General features: G+C 58.7%; 3 protein-coding genes. 2 read left to right on the top strand and 1 reads right to left on the bottom strand.

Translation table 11 applies throughout. The annotated features are described in order from the left end of the window. The coding region (locus CKW07_RS25520) for a DUF5801 repeats-in-toxin domain-containing protein (RefSeq protein WP_256577113.1) at positions 1-3,064 on the top strand (3,064 nt) is incomplete at its 5' end. A gap of 295 nt (positions 3,065-3,359) precedes the next feature. Here CKW07_RS25520 and CKW07_RS24980 read toward each other — a convergent pair. Then, positions 3,360-4,076, bottom strand: a complete 717-nt coding sequence (locus CKW07_RS24980; protein WP_095147502.1) for a LuxR C-terminal-related transcriptional regulator — start codon at positions 4,074-4,076, stop codon at positions 3,360-3,362. 1,060 nt (positions 4,077-5,136) lie between these two features. Here CKW07_RS24980 and CKW07_RS24995 point away from each other — a divergent pair. Continuing rightward, positions 5,137-5,619, top strand: coding sequence for an NUDIX hydrolase (locus tag CKW07_RS24995; protein WP_095147505.1), 483 nt, complete (start codon positions 5,137-5,139; stop codon positions 5,617-5,619). Positions 5,620-5,892: the final 273 nt, after the last annotated feature.

Consider the following 5,892-nt stretch of genomic DNA (forward strand, 5'->3'; position numbering starts at 1 on the left):
GGGCACGGACTTGAATCCAGCAGAGTTCGCGATCAGCACCACGCCTTTGGCCACCACGTTGCTCAGCAGCTTTGGCCAGGACCAGGAGGGTGCGACCAAAGTGCTGTCACTGGCGATTGTGGGCGGCGACGGTACCGACTCGCTGCTCAACACCACCGATGGCAAGAACATCCTGTTGTTCAAGGAAGGCGATCTGATTGTCGGCCGCTATGACGTGGCCAATGGCGTGGTCACGGTAGCAGATCCTGCGGCGTTCGCGATTGCCCTGCTGCAGGACGGCAACGTGGCGGTGGCGCAGTATGTCTCACTCACGCACCCTACCGCCGGCAGTACGGCGGCGGCCCACGACGACCGGGTTGATCTGACCGGTCTGATCAACGCAGTGGTGACGGTGACCGACGGCGACGGCGACACCAGCACTGACAGCGTCGGCATCGGCGATGACATCAACTTCGACGACGACGGACCGAGCGCGGACGTGATCGATGGCGGCGGCTCGGTAACGATCGACGAGACGGCCGGCAACCAGGATAACGACAGCGACGCGGCGGCGGTTCTGGCACTGTTCGACACGGAAGTGGCGAACAAGGGCACGGACTTGAATCCAGCAGAGTTCGCGATCAGCACCACACCTTTGGCCACCACGTTGCTCAGCAGCTTTGGCCAGGACCAGGAAGGTGCAACCAAAGTGCTGTCGCTGGCAATTGTGGGCGGCGACGGTACCGATTCGCTGCTCAACACCACCGATGGCAAGAACATCCTGTTGTTCAAGGAAGGCGATCTGATTGTCGGCCGCTATGACGTGGCCAATGGCGTGGTCTCGGTAGCGGATCCTGCGGCGTTCGCGATTGCCCTGCTGCAGGACGGCAACGTGGCGGTGGCGCAGTATGTCTCGCTCACGCATCCTGTCGCCGGCAGTACGGCGGCGGCCCACGACGACCGGATTGATCTGAGCGGTCTGATCAACGCGGTGGTGACGGTGACCGACGGCGACGGCGACACCAGCACTGACAGCGTCGGTATCGGCGATGACATCAACTTCGACGACGACGGACCGGCGGTGTCGGCCAACAACACGGTGCTGCTCGACGACGATGCGCTCTCGGGCAATCCTGGCGGCACGGGTGACGATGCAGATTCGGCTAACGTAAGCGGCACTCTGGGCCACGACTTTGGCCAGGACGGGGCCGGCACGGTGGCCTATCTGACCAGCGGAGCGCCCACAGGCTTCACCTATGTGGCCGATGGCACCAGTCTGTTGGTCAAGCAGGGCACGACCACGGTGTTGACGCTGACGATGGTCGCGGCAACGGGCGCCTACACGGTGGTGCAAAACAATCCGATCCTCCATGCGGCGGGCCTGACCGAGAACAACCAGGCATTCACCATCAACTACCAGGTGACCGATGGTGATGGCGATACGGCCGATGGCACACTGGGGATCAACGTCGATGACGACACTCCGATCGTGACGGCCAAGTCGAATCTGGTCTACGCGAACAGCAGCAACGGGGGGGCTTTGACGGATCTCGGTGGAACGGGCGTCTTCGCTTACTCGATTGGCGCGGACAAGCATGTGGCGCCTTACAGTGCGTCGAACTCCGACTTCCTGTCCGTGGCCCTCACGGGCGTCACGGTGGGTGCGAACGCCATCACCAACACATCGGTAAGTTGGGTCTCGGAGACGGATGGCCAGGCGGTGTTCAACGTGGGCTTCACCTACGTGTCCAACAACCCGGCGCAGGGAGCGACCACCAACGCCACCGGCACGCTGATCTTTGACAAGGTGGCTGACACCTATACCTTGAAGCTGGCTCAGGAGATTCAGAGCTTCAGCATCCTGAACACCTCGACGCCTGGTAACCCCCTTCAGGGCTATGCGCTCAACTCGGCCACGACCGTTGGCTCGAATCCGCCGGTCTCGGTGATGAAGCTTGCCGACACCTTCTTTGTGCAGTTCGAGGGATTCGGCGTGGATAACGGGACGGGCCAAACCTTCGCTTACGACACCCTCACAGGCTTGTTCTCGAATGATCGACGGTATGTCACGGTCTCATCGGATTCGATTGGCGCTGCCAGCGACACGCTCCAATCGGACGAGGTAATTGATCTGGACTTCTACAAAACAAATCCCCAGGGGTTCACCGATTCTGCCGCGATCAGGGCAACGAGCAAGGCGATCTTTATCGAGTTCACACAGGCCGGTCCTGGCGCCGGCAAAGACATGCTGGTGGTATTGAAGCTGGTTGATGGCAACGGGGATACAATCAATCGGACCTTCATTGTTGGAAACTCAGCCGGTAATGACGACGTTTTCAATGCCGATGTGCCCACCTATGGATTTGTGGCTCAGGCACAAAACGGCATCGTGGTCTTCGAGAGCAATGACTACAACTTCGGCGACGAAAACTACTCGATCCAGGGCGCTCAAGTGGTGACATCGACCCAAGGCACAAGCGGGACCGGGTTCCAGCTCAATGGGGCCATCGACAATCTCGCGACTCCGGGGGTTGAGGGCGCAACAACCAATGCCCAGATCGCTTTCGGTGGCGCCACGACTGAGCAGAACAACGAACCCATCAAAATCGTCAACATCGGCTTCGTGTCCACGGCGACACCGGACGCCCACCTGACCTTCGATGTGGTGCTGGCGGATGCCGACAGTGACGCGACGGCCACGCAAACCCTGGACGTGACGATTGTTGGCGACAACCGCGTGACGGCCTCAACGGGTGAGGACACGTTCGTGATCGCCGACACCGACGTCGACGGGCTGCTCTCCATGGTCTCGACTGTCATCGATGGCGGTTTTGCCACCGGCTTTGACAAGCTCGACTTCACAACGGCCGGTTCGGGGGCGAACTACACCGAAGTGCTGGCACCGGCCACCAACCTGGCGGCGTTCACAGCCGCCGCCGATACCGCGCTGAACGGCACGACGAACTACTACTTTGGCGTCGTTGGAGGCGACGGCTACCTGGCATTCGACGGCGACGGTAACGGTATCACCAGCATCATCCAGTTGGTCGGGGTGACCGACATAGTAAGCACTGATATTGTCTGAACGCCACTGAGGGCACACGGCCTGGCTCCCACAAGGGGCCAGGCCGTTTTCATCAGGCCGCTTCGTTCCTGGTTCAACGAGGCAAGACGAGCTTCCCGGGTTCAAGGGGGGCGAAGCCTTTGCCGTCAAGCACACCAACGCCGTAAACAGCATCCGGCGCTGCAGCACATCAAAACCATGGGGCCAAGGTGTTTTAGAGCGGGCAGATGCTATTGCCGGGATTGCCGGGCGCACAAGAACACATTTGCCCCTTGTCCGATCACCGCGTGCATCGCACCGTGGCACCCACCACCAGTCAGTCCAATTCCACCCAAGCGGACTCGGGCGGCTCTTCGCTATTGGTGAGCCCGTGCTTCAGCGCATACATCAGCAAGTCGATGCGGTTGATGAGATTAAGCTTTTGATAGATGTTGCTGAGGTGGTTGTGCACGGTGTGCTCGCTGATACCCAAGCGCTCGGCGATGCACATGTATTTGGCGGACGGATCCCCCACGATGGCGCGAATCAGTTCCCTCTCGCGCAGCGTCAGCCGTGCCTGCTTCATCTGCTCCAGATTGCATTTCAAGGGAATATGCCCGGTCGCAGCATAGCCGGAAAGCCCACCGGCCCAGGCTCTGTCCAGTCCGATGTCGTGATGGTGGACGTTGATGATGGCCCGGATAATCGATTCCGTCGGGTCTTCCGCCAGCACGATGCCGCGTGCGCCTGCCTCTATCGCCTGGCCAACGGGGACGGCTTCGTACAGGCCCTTGAGCACCAGCACTTTCATTTCGGTGCTGCGGGTGAGTCCCGCGACGACCTCCAGCGGGTCCAGCGCATCCGGAAAAAAACTGAAAAAAATGACATTGGGACGCAACTGATCGGCAAGATCCAGCGCATTGGTATAGGTGATGGCCTGGCCGATCACTTCCATCCGGGGCTTCTTGGCATTGATCAAATCGTTCAGGCCCATGAGGACGAGGGGGCGACAATCGATCAGCATCACGCGTATGGGTTTTCTGTGGTCCGGCATCATATTCCTGACCCCCTTGAAAAACGAGCGGTGACCTCCACGCGCTGTTCTTCCTGGATCAGCAGATCGTTCGTCTGGCCACTGCGGTTGAAGGACAAATGCGAACGCCGACAAAGCTTGACGGTGCCCGCCCGAGTATTAGCAACCTGCTGCACTGGCAGGGGTTGCGGACGTTTCCAAAAACCGGGCAAAGCCATTGAGACCGCACAAATAGGAGTAGTTATCAATAGCTTGCACATGGCAATGTGCTCCATCGAGCCCGTCAACTGAGTCTAGGTCAGCTCAGCGCGCTGCCAGCCCACCCATCCGCCAGTCGTCGACTCAAGCCTCATGCAGATTGCCCGGCCGATGCTCAAATGGTGGCCACTAGCCCTCATAAATCAAGGTCTTAGGCTCGCCGCGGTCACCTGTGCCCAGCGTCTGATGCCGATCAAGGTCGTCAATTAATCGACGAGTGGCGTGCAGATAGATGCGCCAGTAATAAGTGCGTCAATTTTCCGGCTAAATCTGCCTCGCCAAGCCACTCACGAGTCAGACCTTGGCGAAATCAGTGAATGGCACTGGGCACCCCCTATCCTGCTGGTTCGAAATAGCACCAGGTACCCGCGTCAACATGTATGCGTGCGGCAAACACCGTCGACGCTTTGTTGCCGGCTTGCATCAAGGGCTGCTTCAGGTCACGTCCGGTGATCGCATCGAAGTTGTTGCCCTGCGTGTGCAGGGTGTTCTCGTAGTCTCTGTAGTGCGTTTTGCACCAAGGCATATTCGCGTAAGGGAGGGCAGGGTGGTGCCTCTCCGGCCCAGGTAAGTTCCCAGCGGTTCGCGATGTGCGTGCGCGTCGACCAGGTACTGAGCGGCCTCGGTATGTAGCTCGCGCAGTCGTCAAGGTTTTCGGGAGGCAAGGCGCTCATGCCGCTATGTTCACCTTGGATGAAGTGCTTCAGGGACAACCCTGGTGAAGTATCATTGCCCTATCGTCGTGCTCCGAGTAATCGCGGTGCCCTTCGATAGATCGGGACGGCGCTCCACACTTCAAGAAATCAGGGAAGATATGAGTCAAATGCGTGAGCGAAGATCAGCAAGACTGTTCGTGGTGAGTCCTTGCCGAAAGGTCCTTCTTTTCAGGTTTGTTCATAAGGAAGGAGCGTTGGCGGGTCATGATCACTGGGCAACGCCTGGCGGTGGCCTGGAGGAGGGCGAGACGTTCCAGGTCGCGGCGATACGTGAATTGCGCGAAGAAACCGGTATTCAGGTCAGCGCCGTTGGAGAACCGGTGGCCAATCGCAGGTTTCCCATGTTGATGCCAAGCGGCGAGAGGGTCATCTCGATTGAACAGTACTTCGTTGTGCGCGCGCAAACCCAGGCTCTCTCTCGCTGCGAATGGACCTCGCACGAAACTCAAGTGATGGCGGATCATCACTGGTGGTCAGCTGACGAGCTGAGATCTACTGAGAAAACCGTTTGGCCAGAATCAATAGTTGCGATTCTGGAGGCGGCAGGTGTGTTTGAGTCGCCCGCTTGGAATCAAGCCCTGGCGCCATGAGCGTTTCTGGACCCGGAGCGGAGGTTAAGAGTAGGGGGGCTGTCCCTCTTTCCTTGCTTTCCTTATATAGATCGTCGAGGTTTCAGGGGTGTTTTCGGCTTTACTGATAGAAACCCTGAATTAGCAGTTGACGGCGAATTTTATCTGTCTATAATTCGCCCCACTTCCGGCGCAGTCGAAACGGAAAACTCCTTGGTAAACAAAGAGTTACGCAGTTTTCGGCGGCAAGTTGCTTCAGGTCATCGAAGTCGAAAGGAAGTTGAAAAAGAGGTG

Source organism: Pseudomonas sp. Irchel s3b6 (assembly GCF_900187415.1).
In the GTDB taxonomy this organism is placed as follows: domain Bacteria; phylum Pseudomonadota; class Gammaproteobacteria; order Pseudomonadales; family Pseudomonadaceae; genus Aquipseudomonas.

Coding starts and splice junctions, on each gene's coding strand:
- CKW07_RS24980 (WP_095147502.1), bottom strand. CDS start 4,076: ATGCCGGACCACAGAAAACCCATACGCGTGATGCTGATCGATTGTCGC.
- CKW07_RS24995 (WP_095147505.1), top strand. CDS start 5,137: ATGCGTGAGCGAAGATCAGCAAGACTGTTCGTGGTGAGTCCTTGCCGA.